The 21060-nt window shown below is 64.7% G+C and carries 15 protein-coding genes; 9 read left to right on the forward strand and 6 right to left on the reverse strand.

All coding sequences use genetic code 11. The features are described from left to right. The first annotated feature begins 35 nt into the window (after positions 1-35). The 7 genes from trpA (at position 36) to KFO72_RS20405 (ending at position 7876) form a co-directional block, all read left to right on the forward strand. Positions 36-851, forward strand: a complete 816-nt coding sequence (trpA, locus tag KFO72_RS20375) for a tryptophan synthase subunit alpha (RefSeq protein ID WP_035999344.1) — start codon at positions 36-38, stop codon at positions 849-851. An 82-nt stretch (positions 852-933) separates the two neighbouring features. Then, entirely contained in the window at positions 934-1806 is an 873-nt protein-coding gene (gene accD, locus KFO72_RS20380; RefSeq protein ID WP_035999347.1) for an acetyl-CoA carboxylase, carboxyltransferase subunit beta, read from the forward strand. A gap of 121 nt (positions 1807-1927) precedes the next feature. After that, positions 1928-3238: a bifunctional tetrahydrofolate synthase/dihydrofolate synthase gene (gene folC, locus KFO72_RS20385; protein ID WP_224102540.1), complete on the forward strand. Its 1311-nt coding sequence runs from the start codon at positions 1928-1930 to the stop codon at positions 3236-3238. Between the two features lie 27 nt (positions 3239-3265). After that, positions 3266-4192, forward strand: a complete 927-nt coding sequence (locus KFO72_RS20390) for an SPOR domain-containing protein (RefSeq protein ID WP_062917186.1) — start codon at positions 3266-3268, stop codon at positions 4190-4192. A gap of 7 nt (positions 4193-4199) precedes the next feature. Beyond that, positions 4200-4694, forward strand: a complete 495-nt coding sequence (locus tag KFO72_RS20395) for a CvpA family protein (RefSeq protein WP_007579610.1) — start codon at positions 4200-4202, stop codon at positions 4692-4694. Between the two features lie 135 nt (positions 4695-4829). Continuing rightward, a complete protein-coding gene (gene purF / locus KFO72_RS20400) occupies positions 4830-6380 on the forward strand; it encodes an amidophosphoribosyltransferase (RefSeq protein WP_054933464.1) in 1551 nt (516 codons plus the stop codon). A 305-nt stretch (positions 6381-6685) separates the two neighbouring features. Continuing rightward, entirely contained in the window at positions 6686-7876 is a 1191-nt protein-coding gene (locus tag KFO72_RS20405; RefSeq protein ID WP_035999358.1) for an O-succinylhomoserine sulfhydrylase, read from the forward strand. A 69-nt stretch (positions 7877-7945) separates the two neighbouring features. Here KFO72_RS20405 and KFO72_RS20410 read toward each other — a convergent pair whose 3' ends face one another. Both KFO72_RS20410 and KFO72_RS20415 read right to left on the reverse strand, forming a co-directional pair. Continuing rightward, a complete protein-coding gene (locus tag KFO72_RS20410; protein WP_225032873.1) occupies positions 7946-8716 on the reverse strand; it encodes an AraC family transcriptional regulator in 771 nt (256 codons plus the stop codon). A gap of 31 nt (positions 8717-8747) precedes the next feature. After that, positions 8748-9089, reverse strand: a complete 342-nt coding sequence (locus tag KFO72_RS20415) for an FKBP-type peptidyl-prolyl cis-trans isomerase (protein ID WP_054933466.1) — start codon at positions 9087-9089, stop codon at positions 8748-8750. Positions 9090-9213: 124 nt separating this feature from the next. Here KFO72_RS20415 and KFO72_RS20420 point away from each other — a divergent pair, with 124 nt between their 5' ends. Then, complete coding sequence (locus KFO72_RS20420; RefSeq protein WP_062917184.1) at positions 9214-10014, forward strand: sensor histidine kinase; 801 nt, start codon at positions 9214-9216, stop codon at positions 10012-10014. Positions 10015-10138: 124 nt separating this feature from the next. Continuing rightward, the gene (locus tag KFO72_RS20425; protein WP_225032874.1) at positions 10139-11482 is read left to right on the forward strand and encodes a hemolysin family protein; all 1344 of its coding nucleotides are present in this window, start codon (positions 10139-10141) and stop codon (positions 11480-11482) included. Positions 11483-11485: 3 nt separating this feature from the next. Here the strand turns inward: KFO72_RS20425 and treY are convergent, their stop codons facing one another. The 4 genes from treY to glgX form a co-directional block, all read right to left on the reverse strand. Beyond that, complete coding sequence (treY, locus tag KFO72_RS20430) at positions 11486-14323, reverse strand: malto-oligosyltrehalose synthase (protein WP_225032875.1); 2838 nt, start codon at positions 14321-14323, stop codon at positions 11486-11488. Then, positions 14320-16500, reverse strand: coding sequence for a 4-alpha-glucanotransferase (gene malQ, locus KFO72_RS20435; protein WP_062917182.1), 2181 nt, complete (start codon positions 16498-16500; stop codon positions 14320-14322). The genes treY and malQ overlap by 4 nt, the downstream gene beginning before the upstream one ends. A gap of 12 nt (positions 16501-16512) precedes the next feature. Continuing rightward, a complete protein-coding gene (gene treZ / locus KFO72_RS20440; RefSeq protein ID WP_225032876.1) occupies positions 16513-18414 on the reverse strand; it encodes a malto-oligosyltrehalose trehalohydrolase in 1902 nt (633 codons plus the stop codon). Positions 18415-18504: 90 nt separating this feature from the next. Continuing rightward, complete coding sequence (glgX, locus tag KFO72_RS20445) at positions 18505-20718, reverse strand: glycogen debranching protein GlgX (protein WP_062917470.1); 2214 nt, start codon at positions 20716-20718, stop codon at positions 18505-18507. Positions 20719-21060 lie beyond the last annotated feature (342 nt).

A 21060-nucleotide genomic window follows, 5' to 3' on the forward strand; every position in this document is an offset into this window, starting at 1 on the left:
CCAGACCGCGCAGTCATCGACTTCGAGAAAATTCCATGTCCCGTATTCAATCCACGTTCGCGGCATTGGCCGCGCAGGGCAAGAAAGGTCTGATTCCGTTCATCACCGCGGGCGATCCCGACCCGGCGCGCACCGTCGAATTCATGCACGCGCTCGCGAAGGGCGGTGCCGACGTCATCGAGCTTGGCGTGCCATTTTCGGACCCGATGGCCGACGGCCCTGTGATCCAGCAGTCGTCGGAGCGCGCGCTGGCAAAGGGCGTGTCGCTGAAACACGTGCTCGCCGACGTCAAGCGCTTCCGCGAGACCGACGCAAAGACACCCGTCGTGCTGATGGGCTACGCGAATCCCATCGAGCGCATGGGGGCCGATGCGTTCGCCGTTGCCGCGAAGGAAGCGGGTGTCGACGGCGTGCTGGTTGTCGACTATCCGCCCGAAGAATCGGCTATCTTCGCCGAAAAGATGAAGGCCGCCGGGATCGATCCGATTTTCCTGCTCGCGCCCACGTCGACGGACGAGCGCATCGCGGAGGTTGGTAAAATCGCGTCCGGCTACGTCTACTATGTGTCGCTCAAGGGCGTCACGGGCTCTGCAAATCTGGACGTTTTGAGCATCGCGGGTAAAATCCCGGCCATCAAGTCGCGCGTACCGCTGCCGGTGGGCGTCGGTTTCGGCATTCGGGATGCGCAATCCGCGCGCGCCGTGGCCGAAGTCTCCGATGCCGTCGTGATCGGCAGCCGTATCGTGCAGTTGCTCGAAGAAGCAGCACCCGAGTCCGCTGCGAGCAAGCTGACGACTTTCATTGCTGAAATTCGCCAGGCGCTCGACAGCATCGGCGCGACTGCCCGATAAACATCATTTTTGTCGCGGTTGGCATGGCGGCGCGGTTCCTGCTGCGCCGTCTTTCGTATCGCGAATCCTGGAAGGAATCATCATGAGCTGGCTCGACAAACTGTTGCCGCCGAAAATCAAGCAAACCGACCCGAAGAGCCGCAAGGGCATTCCGGAAGGGCTGTGGATCAAATGCCCGTCGTGCGAAGCGGTGCTGTACCGCAACGACGTCGAAGCGAATCTGCACGTCTGCCCGAAGTGCGACCACCATATGCGGATCGGCGCGCGCGAACGGCTCGACGGCTTGCTCGATCCGGAAGGCCGCTATGAAATCGGCCAGGAAATCCTGCCGGTCGACGCGCTCAAGTTCAAGGACAGCCGCAAGTACCCCGACCGCCTGAAAGAGGCGATGGACGAAACCGACGAAACCGACGCGATGGTCGTAATGGGCGGCGCGATCCACACGCTGCCCGTCGTGGTCGCGTGCTTCGAGTTTGCGTTCATGGGCGGCTCGATGGGTTCCGTGGTCGGCGAGCGCTTTGCGCGCGGCGCGCAGAACGCGATCGAGCAGCACGTGCCGTTCATCTGCTTTACCGCCTCGGGCGGCGCGCGCATGCAGGAAAGCCTGCTGTCGCTGATGCAGATGGCCAAGACCACCGCGATGCTGACCAAGCTCGCCGAGGCCAAGCTGCCGTTCATCTCCGTGCTGACCGATCCGACCATGGGCGGCGTGTCGGCGAGCTTCGCGTTCCTCGGCGACGTCGTGATCGCCGAGCCGAAGGCGCTGATCGGCTTTGCCGGCCCGCGCGTGATCGAGCAGACCGTGCGCGAAAAACTGCCGGAAGGCTTCCAGCGGGCCGAATTCCTGTTGCAAAAGGGCGCGATCGACATGATCGTCGACCGTCGCAAGCTGCGTGAGGAAATCGCGCAATTGATGGCGCTGCTGACGCGCCAGCCGGCCGACGCGGTCGCCTGACGCCGTCCCTGGCCGTGACGCAACGCACGGCTGACAGGAACAACCAACGCGCCGCGAGAAGTCTTCAAGCGGCGCGTTGGCATTTCTAGGATAATTCCGGTCCGCACTGCCAGTTTTTCAGATGATCACTTTCCCCACACTCGACGCGTGGCTCACGCACCTGGAATCGGCTCATCCTGTCGGAATCGACATGGGCCTCGCGCGCATCAGCAAGGTGCGTGACGCGTTGGACCTGAAGTTCGCGTGTCCGGTGATCACCGTCGGCGGCACGAACGGCAAGGGTTCTACCTGCGCGATTCTCGAATCGATCCTGCTGCGCGCGGGGTACACGGTCGGTTGTCATACGTCGCCGCATCTGCTCGCATTCAACGAGCGCGCGCGTATCAACGGCCAGATGGCGACGGATGCCGAACTGCTGCCGCACTTCGAGGCTGTCGAGAGGGCGCGCCAGTCGCTCTCCGAGCCCGTCTCGCTGACGTATTTCGAGTTCACGACGCTGGCGATCATGCATCTGTTCGCCGAGCGCGGGCTGGACGCAGTGATTTTCGAAGTGGGGCTCGGCGGGCGGCTCGACGCCGTCAACATTCTCGATACCGATTGCGCAATCATCACGAGCATCGACATCGATCACACCGACTTCCTCGGCGATACGCGCGAGAAAATCGCGTTCGAGAAAGCGGGGATCTTCCGCGCGGGCAAGCCGGCGATCTGCGCCGATCCCGTTGCGCCGCAAACGCTGATCGATCACGCGGAGAAAATCGGCGCGGAGTTGTGGCTGTTCGGGCGCGATTTCCGCTACGAAGCGCAACCGGGAAACGAGCGCCAGCAATGGAGCTACATCGGCCCGACGATGCGGCGGTCCGCGCTGGCCTATCCGGCGCTGCGCGGTGCGAATCAGCTGCTCAATACGACTGCCGCGCTCGCGGGGCTGGAAGCGTTGCGCGACCGTTTGCCCGTGTCGGCGCAAGATATCCGTCTGGGTCTTGCCAACGTCGAACTGCCGGGGCGCTTCCAGGTGCTGCCGGGCAAGCCGTCGGTCGTGCTGGACGTCGGCCACAATCCGCATGCAGCTGCCGTGTTGGGTCAAAATCTCGGCAATATGGGCTTTTTTCCGTACACGTACGCCGTGTTTGGCTCGATGCGCGACAAGGACATCGCGGGCGTGCTGGAGCATCTGAAGGGCGAGATCGATCACTGGAACGTGACCGATCTGCCGACGCCGCGTGCCGCCAGCGCGGAAGATCTGGAAGCGTTGTTGCGCGATGCGGGTGTCAGCGACGGCCCGGATTGCAGCGTGACGCGTTTTGCCACACCAGCAGAAGCTTTCCAGGATGCGCTAAAACGCGCCTCCGACAATGATAGAATCGTGGTTTTCGGCAGCTTCTTCACGGTTGCAGGCGTCATGGCCTACCGTAAATCGCAGCAACACTGAACGCGCGGGCCTCGAACCAAGCCATTCATGGGTATTTTCTCGTTCGGCAAGAAAGACGACGCACCGGCACGGCGCGGCGCAAATTCCAGTTCCAGCCGCGGTAGTCGTGCCGAGCGCACTGAACGCGCGGAACGCGTCGAACGGCGCAGCCGCCGCACGGACCGTTCCGGCGACGCCGACGCGATGCTGCTCGATCCCACGCTTCCCGAGAAGCAGCGCGCACGACGCCGCCTCGTCGGCGCGATCGCGCTGGTGATCGCCGCCGTCGTCATTCTGCCGATGGTGCTGGATTCGCACCCGAAGCCCGTCACCGACGACATTTCCATCGACATTCCAAGCCGTCCCGCGCCGAAGCCGCGCGCGTCGGTCGACAACGACACGCAAGCGGCCGTCGCACCGGACAATCCCGCCGCGCCGGATGCCGCGCTGGCGGCCTCGGGTCTCGCGCCTGCTGCGTCGGGCTCGGCCGCTACGGGCGCCGTGGCGTCGCAGCGCGACGGCAGCAACAGCAAGAACGCGCCAATCGCGATGACGCCTGCGAAGCCGCAAGCGCCCGCTGTCGTCGCGAACAACGCGCCGGCGGCGAAGCCCGCGGCGAAACCGCAGGCTGAAGCAAAGCCCGCGGCAAAGCCGGAACAGAAACCCGCAGTCACGGAAACGGCGCAAGCAGCCGCGTCGGGCACCGAAGCAGGTACGCCCGCGGCGCCTCCCGGCAGCCGCTTCGCGGTTCAGCTCGGCGCGTTTCAGGACGACGCCAGCGCACACGCGTGGGCAACCAGGTTGAAAGCGGCGGGTGTGCCCGTATATACGGAGCGTCGCAAGCAGGCTGACGGCTCCAGTCGAACCCTGTTGCGCGCCGGTCCGTTCGCGGACCGTGCGGCGGCGTCGGCGGCAATCGCGAAGGTGCGCGAGGCCGGTTTGACGTCGGGCGCGAACAACGGCGCTGCGCAGTAATCCGGCGATGTTCACCGCGTTCGACTACGCTGTAATGGCGGTGATCGCCCTGTCGGCCATGCGCGGAACGTGGCGCGGCTTTTTGTCCGAGGTATTCGGGCTGATCGGCTGGATCGTCGCCTTTCTGGTGGCGGCGCGTTTCGTAGGGCTGCTGGTGCCCTACGTGCCGGCGAACTGGCCGGGCGGCGCGCTGACGCAGTGGCTGATCGCGTTCGCGTTGATCGTCATTGGCGTGATGCTGGTGGCAAGCGTGGCCAACGCTTTGCTGAGCCGGCTGGTGCAGGTGTCCGGCCTGGGCGGTGTGGATCGCTCGCTTGGACTGGTGTTCGGCCTCGTACGCGGGGTCATATTGGTGCTGGTTCTGGTCGCCCTCGGTGGCTTGACCGAACTGCCCAAACAGGAATTCTGGCGCAACGCGCTGCTGCGGCCCTACGCCGAGCAGGGCGTGCGAGAGTTGAAGCCTCTGCTTCCCGAAACGCTCGCCGCCTACGTCCACGTGTAACGATCGCGTTGCACGCAAGGGGCGAAGGCGGATGACAAGGCGGGCCGATGGTGAAGCAGGCAGAACCACGGCGCGCGCGGCTGTCTCCCAGGCAGGCCGCACTGATCGAATTTCGTACCCTTTGAAGGACATGCCATGTGCGGCATCGTAGGCGTAGTTTCCCAGTCTCCCGTCAACCAGCTCATCTATGACAGCCTGCTGCTGCTGCAGCACCGCGGTCAGGACGCTGCCGGTATCGCTACGGCGAACGGCAACAATTTCCACATGCACAAGGCCAATGGCATGGTGCGCGACGTGTTCCGCACGCGCAACATGCGCAGCCTGCCGGGCAATAGCGGCATTGGCCAGGTGCGTTACCCGACGGCGGGTTCTGCGTCGAGCGAAGAAGAAGCCCAGCCGTTCTACGTGAACGCACCGTTCGGCCTGATCCTCGCGCACAACGGCAATCTGACCAACTGGCAGCAACTGAAAGACGAGATGTTCCGCATCGATCGTCGCCACATCAACACGAATTCCGACACGGAAGTCATGTTGAACGTGTTCGCGCACGAGTTGCAATTGTCGAGCTCGGGCCTGCAACTCGATCCCGCCGCGCTGTTCAAGGCCGTGACGGGCGTACACCGTCGTGTGCGCGGCTCGTATGCAATCGTGTCGCTGATTTCCGGCTACGGTCTGCTTGGCTTCCGCGACCCGTTCGGCATCCGTCCGCTGTGTATCGGCAAGCTGGAAACGGCGTCGGGCACGGAGTGGATGCTGGCGTCGGAATCGGTGGCGCTGGAAGGCATCGGCTTCGAGTTCGTGCGCGACGTGGCGCCGGGCGAGGCGATCTTCATCGACTTCGAAGGCAATTTCCACGCGCAGCAATGCGCGCCGAACGCGAGCCTGAACCCGTGCATCTTCGAACTCGTGTATCTCGCGCGTCCGGATTCGGTGCTCGACGGCGTGCCCGTCTACAACGCGCGTCTGCGCATGGGCGACTATCTGGCCGAGAAGATCATGCGCGTGCTGCCCAAGGACGTGAAGATCGACGTCGTGATGCCGATTCCCGATTCGTCGCGTCCGGCGGCGATGCAGGTCGCGGCGAAACTCGGCGTCGAATACCGTGAAGGCTTCTTCAAGAACCGTTACGTGGGCCGGACCTTCATCATGCCGGGCCAGGCAGTGCGCAAGAAGTCGGTGCGCCAGAAGCTGAACGCGATGGGCATCGAGTTCAAGGGCAAGAACGTGTTGATCGTCGACGACTCGATCGTGCGCGGCACGACGTCGCACGAAATCGTGCAGATGGCGCGCGATGCGGGCGCGAACAACGTGATCTTCGCGTCGGCTGCGCCGCCCGTGAAGTTCCCGAACGTGTACGGCATCGACATGCCGACGCGCAGCGAACTCGTCGCGCACGGCCGTTCGGATGAAGAAGTGGCGCGCCTGATCGGCGCCGATTTCCTCGTCTATCAGGACGTCGACGCGCTGAAGAACGCGATCCGCGACATCAACCCGGCGCTGAAGGAGTTCGAATCGTCGTGCTTCGACGGCAACTACATCACGGGTGATGTGACGACGGAATACCTCGACCGCATCGAATCCGCGCGTCTCGCGCCGTCCGCGCAATCGGACCGCGACGCCGCTAGCGACGCGATCGACGGCGGCGCTGCGCGTTCGCAATTGCACCTGCAACTGTCGGTCGAGTAACGCGGCGTAAGCGCGAGCACCGGGCAACCGGTCTCGCGCGCTGCAACAGCCGCTGAAACCCGGCGCGAAAATCCGGGGGCAGTGTTACCATCGGGTCTTGCGTCGATTTGATCTCAGCTTGCGGACGCGGGGAAACCCAAAACAGCTAAAGCGAACGGTGAGCAGCAGCACAGCCATCGCGCTTATAGCTTTCCCCGCACACGAAGCCCGCTTATGCCGACGCAAAGCGGGCTTTTTTGTTGCTCTCACGCGCGCAAACCTCGACGGCAAGCGCGCGTGACTTCGAAAAACGGAACAGAACGAACATGGACGACTCCCTCAACTTCGACACTCTCGCGGTCCGCTCGGGGACGTTGCGCAGCGACTTCGGCGAACACTCGGAAGCGATCTTCCTGACGTCGAGCTTTGTGTTTGCGAGCGCCGCCGACGCCGCCGAGCGCTTCAAGAATTCCGAAGACTATTACACGTACTCGCGCTTCACGAATCCAACCGTGACGATGTTCCAGGAACGTCTCGCGGCGCTCGAAGGCGGCGAGGCGTGCATGGCGACGGCGTCGGGAATGAGCGCGATCATGTCGGTGGTGATGTCGGCGTTGCAGGCGGGCGACCATCTCGTCAGCTCGCAGAGCCTGTTCGGTTCGACGCTTGGTATGTTCTCGCAGATCTTCAGCAAGTTCGGCATCACGACGACCTTCGTCGATCCGACCGACCTCGACGCGTGGAAAAACGCGGTGCGCCCCGAGACGAAGATGTTCTTCCTCGAGACGCCGTCGAACCCGCTGACGGAGATCGCCGATATCGAAGCGATCAGCAAGATCGCGAAGTCCGCGAATGCGCTGTTCGTCGTCGACAACTGTTTTTGCAGCCCGGCGCTGCAACAGCCGCTGAAGCTTGGTGCGGATGTGGTGATGCATTCCGCCACCAAGTTTCTCGACGGGCAAGGGCGTGTGCTCGGCGGCGCGCTGGTCGGCTCGAAGCAGTTCATCATGGAAAAGGTGTTCCCGTTCGTGCGCAGCGCGGGTCCCACGCTGTCCGCGTTCAACGCGTGGGTGCTGCTGAAGGGCATGGAGACGCTGTCGCTGCGCGTCGAGCGCCAGTCGGCGAATGCGCTCGAAATCGCGCGCTGGCTCGACCAGCATCCCGCCGTGAAGCGCGTGTTCTATCCGGGTCTCGAATCGCATCCGCAGTACGAGATCGCGAAGCGCCAGCAGAAGGCGGGCGGCGCGATCGTTTCGTTCGAGCTGAAGGGCGACACGCCGGAAGCGATGCGCGCGAACGCGTGGCGTGTGATCGACAGCACGAAGATCTGCTCGATTACGGGCAACCTCGGCGACACGCGCACGACCATCACCCATCCTGCCACCACGACGCACGGCCGCATCACGCCGGAAGCGCGCGCGGCGGCGGGCATCACGGAAGGTCTGATCCGGCTTGCCGTTGGTCTGGAGAATGCCGCAGATATTCGCGACGATCTGGCACGCGGCCTTGCAGGCTGATGAAGCGACGAAGTGAAGGGTAAAACGAAACGGGCGCTGCGAAGCGCCCGTTTTGTCATGCAGCCATGCTCAATGCAGCAATGCGCGCCACTGACCCGGCGCCATTCCGAAGCGGCGCGTGAATGCATGTGTGTAGGCGCTCTGATCGCCGAAGCCGACTTCGAGCGCGACATCGGTCAACGAGCGGCGCGGATCGGCGAGCAGCGTAACCGACGTATCCAGCCGCAGCCGCTGCAAATAGCGATGCGGCGTTTCGCCGAATGCGTCGATGAACAATTGATGAAAGCGCCGCATGCCGAAGCCGCAGTGCGCGGCGAGGTCAGCGATGCGCAGCGGCTCGGACAGACGCGCACGCAGCCAGGTATCGATGCGCGCGAAGTCCAGACCCGCGGCAGGCGCAGCATCCGCCATGCCTGTGTCTTCGATGATCGCCGCACATAAGCGGGAGGCCGCTTCCCAGTTGAAGTGCCGCCATGCGGCATCGCCATCGACACGCGCAGTAGCGCGGCCCGCAATATGCGAGACCAGTTGCGTGAGCGACGAATCGACGGTGACGGCGCGCGCCCGGTCGAACAGACGTTGCGGCACGGCGACCGACGACGCGGGCAGATCGAGCACGAGTTGCCGGTTTTCGCCGACGCCCGCGTAGTCGTGCCGCGAGCCCGCCGGAATGAGCCACGCGGACGTCCGGTCGATTTCCTGCGCGACGCCGTCCACCGCCATCACCATCGCCCCGTCCAGACCGAGCACGATCTGATGGAAGTCGTGCACGTCCGACGCTTCCACGGTGCCGTAGCGGCGCAGGGAAACGCTGGGTGCATCGATAACGGCGTGGCTCATCAAAATGCAACCGGAAAAACTACGGAAACGCTCAGACGCCGAGCAATTCGACTTCGAACACGAGCGTCGCGTTCGGCGGAATCACGCCGCCTGCGCCGCGCACGCCGTAGCCGAGTTGCGGCGGAATGGTGAGCTTGCGCACGCCGCCGACCTTCATGCCTTGCACGCCTTCGTCCCAGCCCTTGATGACCATGCCGCCGCCCAGTACGAACGCGAACGGGTCGTTGCGGTCCTTGCTCGAATCGAACTTCTGACCGTCGGTCAGCCAGCCGGTATAGTGCACGCTGACGGTCTGGCCGGCCTTCGCTTCTGCGCCCGAGCCTTCCGTCAGGTCTTCGTACTTGAGGCCCGAGGCCGTGGTGACTGTAGTCATGCAATGCTCCTTGTAATCGTTCGAAACCGCTATTGTAGGCGCGTTGTCCAACCGTCGCGAAGATTGGCCGAACGGCCATGCCTATAATGTCCAGACTGCAACCAACGGTGAACCGCCAACGAGGATGTCGATCGTGACCACGTCTACTCCGTCTTCTTCCGGCAGCAGCGAGGGGACGTCTGCCGTCGCCGAACGAACCGCGCGACGCTGCGCCGAAACAGCGCTCTTCATGCGTGATCATGTGCTGTCGCTGGTCTCGCACGACCTGCGCAGCCCGCTGAATGCCATTCACAGCTGGGCCTATGTGCTCGACCGCAAGATCGACGCGAACGACGCCACCGCGCAACGCGCGCTCGAAGGCATTCGCAACGGCGTCGAGCAACAGGTGAAGCTGCTCGAATCGATCGTCGACACGACGCGCGCCGAAACGAGAGCGCTTGCTTTGAACCGCGCGCCATTCGCGCTGCGCCCGTTGCTCGATGAAACGATAGGCGATGTGCGCGAGGCGCTCGCCGTGCGGCGTGGCGTCGCACTCCAACTCCACTCGCCGCTCGCCGCGCAGCAGATGAACGGCGACCGCGAGCGCCTGGCCGCTGCACTATGGCTGCTCGTCGCGTTCGCGGTGGAGGCGAGCGCGAGCGGCGCGACCGTCACGCTCGATGCCGACGTCGATGCGTCGACGTTCCGCGCCACGGTCGGCTGGCAAGCCACGCCTGCTGCGCTGACGGACGCTGCGCTGCCTCACGTGCTCGAAAACTTCGCGCGTGCGCAAGCGACGCAGCCGCGCGAAGCCGGCCGCATATCGTGGGTGCTCGGGCTGTGCAAGCGCATCGCGGAAGCCCACGAGGGCGCGTTCGAACAGGGCGAATGGGCAGACGGCCAGCCGACGACGCTCAAACTGCGTGTGCCGCTCGCCGGCGCATGACGCTCGCTCACACGCGCGTGCAGTCGCGCGCGACCTGGCCGGATGGCCAGTTCACGCGCGCTCAGCGCTTTCACATGCCTTTCGCGCTCTATACTGACGGCTTTTGTTGCCGGAGTTCTTCGCTTTGATCCAGTTCGTCGCCCTCATTGGCGCGTTGTTGCTCGTTGCCCTCAACGGCTTTTTTGTTGCCGCGGAATTCGGTCTCGTCAAGCTGCGGCAGACACGCGTGCAAACGCTCGCGGAGAAGCATGGCTTGCGCGGCAAGCTGCTCGCGAAGGTGCATGGCCGGCTGGATGCGTACCTGTCCGCATGCCAGCTGGGCATCACGCTCGCGTCGCTCGGGCTTGGCTGGATCGGCGAGCCGGCCTTCGCTGAACTGCTGAATCCCGTGTTCCATCTGCTCGGCAGTCAGAACGAGCAGTTGATCCACGGCATCTCGCTATTCTTCGCGTTCTCGTGCATTTCGTTCCTGCATATCGTGGTGGGCGAACTCGCGCCGAAGTCGCTGGCCATCCGCCAGTCCGAGCATATCTCGCTGTGGACGGCGATGCCGCTGTATGGCTTCTACTGGGCGATGTACCCCGCCATCTGGGTGCTGAACTCGAGCGCGAACGCGGTGCTGCGCCTCGCCGGTCTGACGGCCGACCACGGCGGCGACACGCATTACTCCACGGAAGAACTGAAGCTGATTCTGCGAGGCCGCCGCGCGAGCGTCACGAACGAACTCGACGGCTCGAAGGACGCCTATTCGCAGGACGAGTGGAACACGATCGCGCATTCGCTCGATTTCTCGCGCATGACCGTGTCCGACCTGATGCGGCCCGCGCACGAACTGGTGAGCCTGCGCCGCGATCTGCCGTGGCGCGACAACATGCAGATCATCGCGCGCCATCGTTTCAGCCGTTATCCGTTGCTCGAGGATGCGACGGGCGAGCGCGTCGCGGGCACGATCCATCTGAAGGATCTGCTGCTGGCGCGGCACGCGGGCAGCACGCTCGACGACCTGTCGCACTACGTGCGTCCCGTGCAGTACGTGAAGCCCGAGATGCCCGCGCTGGAACTGTTCCGGCGCTTTCGCAAGGGCGCGCCGCATCTTGCGCTGGTCGGCCGGAAGAACGCGAAGCCGATCGGCTTCCTGACGCTCGACAACCTGCTCGGCGCGCTGGTCGGCCAGATTCACGACGAGTTCCGTCAGGGCGATGCAGATTGGACGCGCATGGACGACGGCACGCTGATGGGCAAGGGTAGCTTGCCCGTGGTGTCGCTGGAGCGCGCGCTCGGTATCGATATCGACGAGGGCAGCGCGGAGTCCGTCGGCGGTCTGGTAATCAACGCGCTTGGCGATTTGCCGGAAGAAGGGCAGCGCGTCGAATTCGACCGCTTCGATGTGGTCGTGAAAAGGATGAAGGGGCCGCGTATCGTGCTCGTGCGGGTGTATCCGAAAACGTTCGATGATGAGGGTGGTTGAGCGTCACACTCGCGGCACCCCATCCTCGACCAGCACCGCCACCGGCATCGTCGTCAGTGCATCGCGCAGATACAGCAGCCCGGTATCTTCGACCTTCGGCGCGGCGGGACTCACCCAGTCGAACAACGCGCGCCCGAACAGTTCCTCGGGCATCTGCACCGCCGTGTCGTCCCATGCAATCGGATCGGCGACAGGCAGGTCGCTGCCGTTATCGAGCAGCGCCATCGACAGCCTCGTCGCAATCACGACCGCCCAGCAGTTGCCTTGACGCCGCGCGAACGCAATCGCATGCGCGGCGTACTTGCCTTGCACCGTGAGCGGCGTATAGCTGCCGCTACTCAGCAATTCGGGCATCTGCATGCGCAACGCGAGCATCCGCTGAATGATCGCGAGTTTCACGCGGCCATCGCGCCAGCCAGCGAGGTAATGGGAAGGCGGTGCCTCGGCGAGCAATGCCCGGCGCTGCGTGAAATCCACCGGCCGCCGGTTGTCGGGATCGACGAGACTGAAATCCCATAGTTCGGTACCCTGATAAAGATCGGGCACGCCGGGCGAAGCGAGCCGCAGCAAGGTCTGCTGCAGACTATTCACCACACCTGCCCGGCCGATGCGCGCGACGAATCCGCTCAGTTCGCGCAGGAACCCGTCGCGACGCTGCGGCGCGAGAATATCGAAAAGAAACTCGCGGCAGCCGTTCTCAAAAACTTCGTCAGGCGCAAGCCACGTAGTGCGCAACTTCGCTTCGCGCAGCGCTTTCAACTGCCATTGCGCGACGCGTTCGGCGAGCGCCTTGACGCCCGCTTCGTCGTCGGGCGAAAGGTTGGGCGGCCAGCAGCCGACCAGCGTCTGATACAGCATCGCCTCGGCGCTGGGGCCAGGCGCCCAGTCGTCGGCGTTGCCATCCAGCGCGCGCCTGTGCGGCGCGTTCAACGTCGTCCATGCGCGCAGCGTCGCAGTCCATTCGTCGGCGATTTCGCTGAGCACGGCGAGGCGCGCGCGTGTGTCCTCCCCGCGCTTGTGGTCGTGGGTTGCCGTCGCGAGCAATGCGTGTGGAAAGCGCCGTGCGCGTTCCTGATTGCCCGCGTGAAACTGCTCGACCGTCAGCGCGAACTCGCCCGGGTCAGCACCCACTTCGCAACGCGATAGCAAACGACCGTAGCGATAGCACGCGGTATCTTCGATCGCCTTCGCGGCGACGGGCGCGGTCAGCTGCGAGAACAGCGTCTGCACGGTGCGGCGCGCCGACGCCGTGTGATTGAACGCGCCCGCGTTGCCATTTTGCTGCGGTGCCGGATACGCGGCGTTGCGTGCATTGGCGTTTTCGTCGGCGCCGCTGCCGAGCCACGCATCGACGCGCGCCAGCACGCCATGATCGGCACGCGACAGCGTCTGTTTGGCGGCATCGAGCGCGATGTCGAAGTACGCGTTGTCGGCGGCGCTCCGCAGGCCGTTTTGCGGGTAGATGCGATAGACGGGAAAGTGCGCGGCGAGCTCGTTGGTCACGCGGCGGATCGCCGTGTACGTGAAGTCGCGGGTGGTGATGCTGTCGCGCGCGAGCCGATGCAGCGCGCGCGACACGCGGTCCAGTTCCGCGGGCAGATTCTCCGCGAGGATCTTGCGCCGCGCGGGCAGCGCTTCGTCTGCAAAGTTCGCGGGACGGCCGCTCAGATCGGCCCACGCCTCGGCGAGCGGCGCCGCGCCGTCTGGATCGTGCAGCAGCGCGCCAGCGTCGTTCATGAAGTCGTAGCCCGTCGTGCCGTCGACGGGCCAATCGTCGCGCAGCGCTTCGCCGCGTCCGAGTATCTTCTCGACGACGATATACGGCGTCGTGCCCTCGCGCAGTTCCGACAGCCGCTGCCGCAGCCGCTGCGTGTACTCGCGCGGTTCCGCGAGCCCGTCGACATGGTCGATGCGCAAGCCGTCGATCACGCCCTCCGCATAGAGCCGGAAGATCAGCGCGTGCACGGCATCGAACACTTCGGGACGCTCGACGCGCACGGCCGCGAGCGTGCTGATATCGAAGAAGCGCCGCCAGTTCACTTCATCCGACGCCGTACGCCACCACGCGAGCCGGAAATGCTGCCGCTCGATCAGACGGTGCAGACGGTCGCGCGTGACGGGCTCGTTGGGCGAATACGCTTCGAGCACGAACTCGATCGCCGACGCGCCGTTTTGCCGCACGAATTCGCGCAGCGCTTCGCGGCCTTCAGCCGCGCGCGGATGATCGGCGGGTTGCGTGGTGATCGACGTGAAGCGCTCGGCGAGCGCGCTCAGATCCGCGCGATCCGCCGATTGCAGGATCGCCGCGTAATCGGTCGGGCAGACGGGACACGCGTGCTCGCCGTAGACGATGTTGAAACGCCCGTTGTCGGCGTCGAAGCGCAGCGCGATGCGGCCCGCGATCAGTTCCTCGCCGTAAGCCGCGCCGAGCACGGGCATCAGCACCTTGCCGCGCAGCGCCGGGTCGGGCGAGTGCCAGTCGACATCGAAAAAGCGCGCAAAGGCGCTATGGCGGCCCCATTCGAGAATGTCCTGCCACCACGCGTTGTGCTTGCTCATGCCCATGTGATTCGGCACGACGTCGACGATCAGGCCCATGCCGAGTTCATGCAGCTTGTCGGTCAGACGCCGCAGGCCGTTTTCGCCGCCGCACTCGGCGCTGACCTGGCCGTAGTCCACCGTGTCGTAGCCGTGTGTCGAGCCGGGCGTGGCCGTCGTGATCGGCGAAGCATACAGATGGCTCACGCCGAGCGCGGCGAAATAATCGACGTGCGCGAGCGCATCGTCGAACGTGAAGTCGCGATGGAACTGGAGTCGGAGCGTGGCGCGCGGAACAGTCATGGCGTGTCGGACAACGAAGAAGCAGAGGTTGAGTCGGTGCGCGCCTGCTGGATGGCGAGCAGGCGGTCGCAAAAGGCGTCGTTGGCGAACAGTTCGTCGACGGGCTGGATCACGCGGCGGCGCCAGTTCGGATGCTCGTCGATCGAACCGGGCAGATTCGGCTGATCGACGAGACCGAGCAGGTCTTCCAGCGGAAACGTGACGAGCGGCGACGGCGTGGCGGCAACGAACGCGAGCGCTTCATCGACGGGTGCCTCGCCGGGCGGCGGCGGCTCGACGTCGGGCGCGGCGACCCCGGCTTGCTGGAACGCGCGCCATAGCGCCGCGCGGTCGTCGTCGCGTTCGGCCTGGGCGAGCGCGACAGGATCGCGTCCATCGGCGCGCGCGGCCGTCTGACCGATGCGATTGCGCCACACGATGTCCTCGCCGCGCCACCAGCCGGAGACGGTCGGCAGGTCGTGCGTGGTCGTCGTCCCGACCGCGCCGTTATCCCATTCGCCAGGCGGCGTGAAGCCCTTGCCGTCTTTGGTGCGTTCGAACCACAGCACGCGGATACCGGCCAGGCCATGCTCGCTGAGCCGCTCGCGAAAACCCGGCGGCACGGTGCCGAGATCCTCGCCGATCACGATCGCGCGATGCCGCCACGATTCGAGCGCGATCAGCCGCAGCATGTCTTCGAGCGGATAGCGCAGGTACGCGCCGTTCTTCGCGCTTTCGCCTTCGGGGACGAGCCACAGTCGCCGCAACCCGAGGATGTGATCGATGCGGATGCCGCCCGCACAGGCGAACGCCGAGCGCAGCATGTCGATGAACGCCGAGAAGCCCTGATTGCGCATTGCACGCGGCGAGAAGGTGGTGAGGCCCCACGCCTGGCCCGCCTGGTTGAACAGATCGGGCGGCGCGCCGACGGACACGCCGTGCAGCATGTCGTCGCGATACGACCAGGCGTGCGAGCCCGCGCTGTCGCAGCCGACGGCGAGATCCGCGATCAGGCCAATTGCCATGCCGGCATCGCGCGCCGCATGCTGCGCGTGCGACAGTCCTTTCGACGCGAGCCATTGCAGGAACAGATGAAACTCGACTTCGTGCCGGTGCTCGTTCGCAAAGGCCTCGACCTCGGGACTGCGCGGGTCCTGCAACGCGTCCGGCCACTTGCGCCAGTAGCCTTCGCCGCTATTCAGCAACTGGAACGCATGCAGCGCTTCGAAGCGTGCATGATCTTCGAGCGCGCGTCCGCCGCGCTCGCAAAAGCCGTGAAATTCCAGCGCGCGTGGCGAGTCCTGCGCGCGGTCGTTTGCGCAGAAACGCTCGAACAACACGCGCAGCACCTTGAGCTTGAGCGGCGTCGCCGTCTTCCAGTCGATCAGCGGCAGTGTTTCGAGTTGCGGCCAGACGTCGGCGCCGCCGGCTGCATCGAGCGCGGCTTGCGCGGCCTGTGCGCCGAACACGGCGGCAGGATCGATATGGGTGACGTTCAACCACAGCCGCGACGACGGCGAATACGGACTGAACGAGCCCGGCAACGCGCTGAACATCGCGTGTGTCGGGCTGACGGCGAGCGCATGCGCGCCGCGTTTCGCGCTTTCGATCGCAAGCGTGGCCAGCGCCGTGTAATCCCCGATGCCGCCGTCGCCGACCCGTCGCAAGCCGTAGAGTTGCGCCGCGATGCCCCACAGCGGCGGCGCGTTGGTGTCGCCGCCGTGCATCGCGCGCCACGCGTCGGTGACCGTGTAGCACTGCGCAGGCGCGACGGCGAGCGTCATGCGGTGCTCGTTGAGCACGAGCGTGTGATAGCCGGGTTCGTCGATAGGCGACAGCAGCGCCGCTTCGCCCCTCGGCGCCGTGAAGCGTCCATCGATCAGCGAGCCGCTTTCCAGTTCGATCCGGTAGTGGCTGCCCGACTTGATCGCGGCGGCGGGCAAGGCGATGCCGCGTCCGCATTCGACCGTCATCAGCGGCGGCAGCTTGCGGCCCGACAACTCGGCTTCGAGCGCGCCCGCGCTCTGGCGAATCTGCGTGGCGTTGCCGCACGGCAGGCCCATGCGTTCGAGCAACGCGGCGAGCGTGCTGTCGGGCACGCGCTTCCTGTTGTGATGCGCGTCTTCCCATTCGACTTCGAAGCCTGCGCGTGCGGCGAGGGCGTCGATGGAAATGCCGGGGCGTCGGTTTGTAGCCACGCGTGTCGCTCCTTAGGTCGTTGCGTGCTTGCGCGCGTCGTGGCCGACGGCATATTCGCTGACGTCGCCGGTCAGCCATGCGACGAATGCGTTCGGTGGCAACTCGCCCGCGTCGATGCGATCGCGCACGCGCGGCGGCGTTTCGAAGATCACCTTGCCCGCAGGGCGCTCGCCAAGCGGCAGGGCTTCATTGCCGAGATTCAGCACGATCGACAGCGTCTCGCCGTCGTCGAGTTTCCAGCGCGCGGTTAGCGCGTTCGCGTCGCTACCGCCGGCAGCCTTGAGGACCGTCGCACCGAGCGCCTTCGCATGGCGCAGGCGCGGCGCGATCAGCTTCGCGCGCACGGCGAGAGCGGATTTGTAGAAATGCATCCAGTCGAGCGCGTCCTTCGCGTCGGGCGTGTCGCCTTGCCGCCCGGCAGGCGGCGACGACATGGCGAGCGTCTGGGGATCGTTCGGGTCGGGAATCAGCGCGCGGCGCTTCTCGTCGGCGAACGCGGCGAAACGCGCGAATTCCTTGCGGCGTCCTTCGCGCACGGCATTCGCCAGATCGCCGCTGTAGTCGGTGAAGAACAGGAACGGCTGCTTCGAGCCATATTCCTCGTCCATGAACAGCAGCGGAATCTGCGGCGACAGCAGCAACAGGCCCGTGGCGGCGCGCAGCGCGTCATCGGCGCACAGCGTGCGCAGACGCTCGCCCATCGCGCGATTGCCGATCTGATCGTGGTTCTGCAAGAACGCCACGAACGATGTGGGCGGCAAATGGCCGCTCGGCTGGCCGCGCGGTTGGCCGTCGTGGATGGGCGAAGGGTCGCCCTGATAGCCGAAGCCGCTGCCGAGTATCCGCGCGAGCCGCTGGATCGGCTGATCGGCGTACGCGGCATAGTAGCCTTCGTGTTCGCCCGTCAGCAGCACGTGCAGCGTGTTGTGCGCGTCGTCGTTCCATTGCGCGGTGAAATGGCTGTCGAGCAGGTTCGCCGTATTGCGCTCGTTTTCCAGCACGAGATGCACGTGTCGACCGTGTTGCACATGCGCGCGCACGTGATCGGCGAAACGGCGCAGCCAGTCGTCGTTGTCGATTGCGTGCACGGCATCGAGGCGCAAGCCGTCGAAGCGATATTCGTTGAGCCAGTAGAGCGCGTTGTCGCAGAAGAATTCGCACACTTCGCCGCGCTCGAAGTCGATTGCGGGACCCCACGGCGTGTGCGTGCCTTCGCGGAAGAACGGCTTCGCATACTGATGCAGATAGTTGCCGTCCGGGCCGAAGTGGTTGTACACCACGTCGAGGAACACCGCGAGGCCGTGCGCGTGCGCGGCGTCGATCAGCGCTTTCAGGTCGTCGGGACGTCCGTACGCGGAATCGGGCGCATAGGGCAGCACGCCGTCATAGCCCCAGTTGCGTGTGCCGGGAAAATCGTTGAGCGGCATCAGTTCGATTGCGGTGACGCCCAGCTCCGCGATGGCGGGCAGGCGCTTCATCACGCCGCCGTAGCCGCCCAGCGCGCCGACATGCAGTTCGTACAGCACCGTTTCTTCCCACGGCCGGCCACACCAGCCCGCGTGCTCCCATGTGTAGGCGCGCGGATCGATCACTTCGCTCGGGCCGTGCACATCCTGCGGCTGAAAGCGCGACGCGGGGTCGGGAACCAGCAGCGCGCCGTCGAGCTTGTAGCGATACAGCGTGCCCGCGCCGCAAGCTATTTCCGTTTCGAACCAGCCATTGCCCGTCGCGCTCATGTCGTGCGTGCCGGATGCATTGCCTGTTTCGACGACTACCTGCACCTTCGCGCACGACGGCGCCCACAGGCGAAAGCGCGTGCGCGGGTTCGCGCTCGCCGCGCCGAGCAGCTGCGCGCCGAACGGCAGGCAGTGCGCGTGATGATGCGCGTGAGGGTCGATTGGACGTTCATGCATGATTGTCACCATTCGTCGGCATGTTGATACGCACGCTCATTGCAGACCTTCCGGCATGGGCTTTCTGTTGATAATCGGGCGCTCGCGCGGTTAGCCGGACTGCTCGGTGTCGGGCATCGACGTGCCCGGGTCCGGCGGCAATGCGGTCAACAGACGCGGCCCGTACTGCGCGCCCGCGCGCCAGCTTGCCTGCCAGTCCGCGTCGCCCGTGGGCTGCGCCGCGAGCACCACCATGCTGTGCGCGGGCACTTCCAGGTCGGGCGCGGCGAGCGGCGCGGGCGGCGCTTCAGGGTTCGCCGTATCCAGCAGCACATGCCATTCCAGGTGCGGCGGCGGAGGCATGAAGCGCAGCGCCGCCGCCGATGCGTTCAACATCAACAACAATACTTCCGTTTCTCCATTCAGGCCTGCGCCCGCGCGCCGCAGCGTGAAGGCGCGGCCTTCGGGGTCCTGCCACGCTTCGATGGTCAGCGCTTCGCCGTGCTCGTCGAACCAGCCGACGTCGTAGAGACCCGGCAGCACTTCACGGTCGCCGAACAGGAAGCGGTTTTCGCGCAGCAGCGGATGCTGTTTTCGCAACGCGATGATGCGCGCGAAGAACATAGTCATTTTGCGCCCGTGTGGGAGCGCGGCACGTTCCCAATCTATCCAGGAAATTTCGTTATCCTGGCAATACGCGTTGTTGTTGCCGCGCTGGGTGCGGCCCATTTCGTCGCCAGCGAGCATCATCGGCGTGCCGAGCGCAACGAACAGCGTTGCGATCAGCGAACGCGAGACGCGCTCGCGCGCTTCGACGATGGCGGGTTCGTCGGTCGGACCTTCGACGCCCCAGTTCGAGCTGTAATTTTCGTTATGGCCGTCGTTGTTGTTTTCGCCGTTGATCTCGTTATGTTTCTGCGAGTACGCCACGAGATCGAACAGCGTGAAGCCGTCGTGCGACGTGACGAAGTTGACCGAGGCCGTCGGCTTGCGAAAGCGCCGGTTGAACAGATCCGCCGATCCCGTCAGCCGCGCGGCGAGATCGGGCCGCATGCCGGCGTCGCCGCGCCAGAAGCGGCGCACGGAATCGCGGAAACGGTCGTTCCATTCGCTGATGCCGGGCGGATGATTGCCGAGCTGATAGCCGCCCGGGCCGATGTCCCACGGTTCGGAAATCAGCTTGCGTTGCGACAGGATGGGATCTTGCCGTAGCGCGTCGAAGAAACCCGAGCCGGGATCGAAACCCGAATGCTCGCGTCCGAGCGTGACGCCGAGATCGAAACGAAAGCCGTCGATATTGAACGCGGTCGACCAGTAGCGCAGCGAATCCATCACCATTTGCAGGACGCGCGGATGGGGCATGTTGAGCGTGTTGCCGCAGCCGGTGTCGTTGATGTGATGGCGTTCGTCGCCTGGAATGAGGCGGTAATAGCTGGCGTTGTCGAGTCCGCGCCACGACACGGTGGGGCCCATCTCATTGCCTTCGCACGTGTGGTTGTAGACGACATCGAGTATTACCTCGATTCCTGCCGCGTGCAGTTGACGGACGGCGATGCGCATCTCGTCGAGCCGATGCGCGGTCAGGTAGGACGGTTCCGGCGCGAAGAACGCGGCCGTGTTGTAGCCCCAGTAGTTACGCAGTCCGCGCTCGACGAGAAAGCGGTCGTTGAGGAATGCGTGGACGGGGAGCAGTTCGACGGCGGTGACGCCGAGTTTTAGCAGATGCTCGATGAACTCTGGCGATGCGAGTGCGGCGAACGATCCACGTTCGGGCGTGCGGAGGTCTTTGCGTAGCATCGATGCGCCGCGCACGTGGGCTTCGTAGATGACAGTTTCATTCCACGGGACGTTGGGGCGTGTGTCGTGGGACCAGTCGAAGGCTTCGTCGACGACCACGCATTTGGGCATGGCTGGCGCCGAGTCTCTTCGGTCGATCGAGAGGTCCATTCTGTTCGAGTGGACGCGGTAGCTGAACAGAGCGTCTGACCATCGGAACTGGCCGATGAGTTTTCTTGCGTAGGGGTCTAGCAATAGTTTGTGCGGGTTGAAACGGTGACCATGCTGCGGTTGATATGGGCCGTGGGCCCGGAATGCGTATACCGTGCCTGGGTGGGCGTGCGGCAGGTAGCCGTGCCATACCTCGTCGGTGCATTCCGGCAGCGCGTAGCGCTTCAGTTCTTTTCGGCCGGTTGGCTCGAACAGGCATAGCTCGATGCGTTGCGCGTTCGCGGAGAATACGGCGAAGTTCACGCCTAAGCCGTCCCAGCTTGAGCCTAAAGGGTACGGGGCGCCAGGTAGTAGTCTGTCTGGTAGTACGTGCGGCATGGCAAGTGGGTTCCCGTTGTTGTTGGTGTCGGTTTTGCTTTTGCTTTTGCTTTCGCTTTGCGCTGGCATCCGCCGATTTACGTTTGCGCTGGCATCCGCGTTACGTTAGCTCGCTTCAAGCGTCGCCCCTGTGCGGGGCGGCACCTACTTTTCTTTGCCGCCGCAAAGAAAAGTAGGCAAAAGAAAGCGGCTCACACCGCCAGCCTTTCTTCCCGCCTGAGGGCCCCCACAGGTTCTTACACTTCAAACGGCAATCACGTCATTCGTGCCCGTTGCCAGCGCTCCGAATACATGCCTCACCCGCTTCACACACCCGCACTTCAACATGCCGTGCCACATAGT

Origin of the sequence: Paraburkholderia sp. XV, from assembly GCF_020177535.1 — a bacterium.
GTDB classification, from domain to species: domain Bacteria; phylum Pseudomonadota; class Gammaproteobacteria; order Burkholderiales; family Burkholderiaceae; genus Paraburkholderia; species Paraburkholderia caribensis.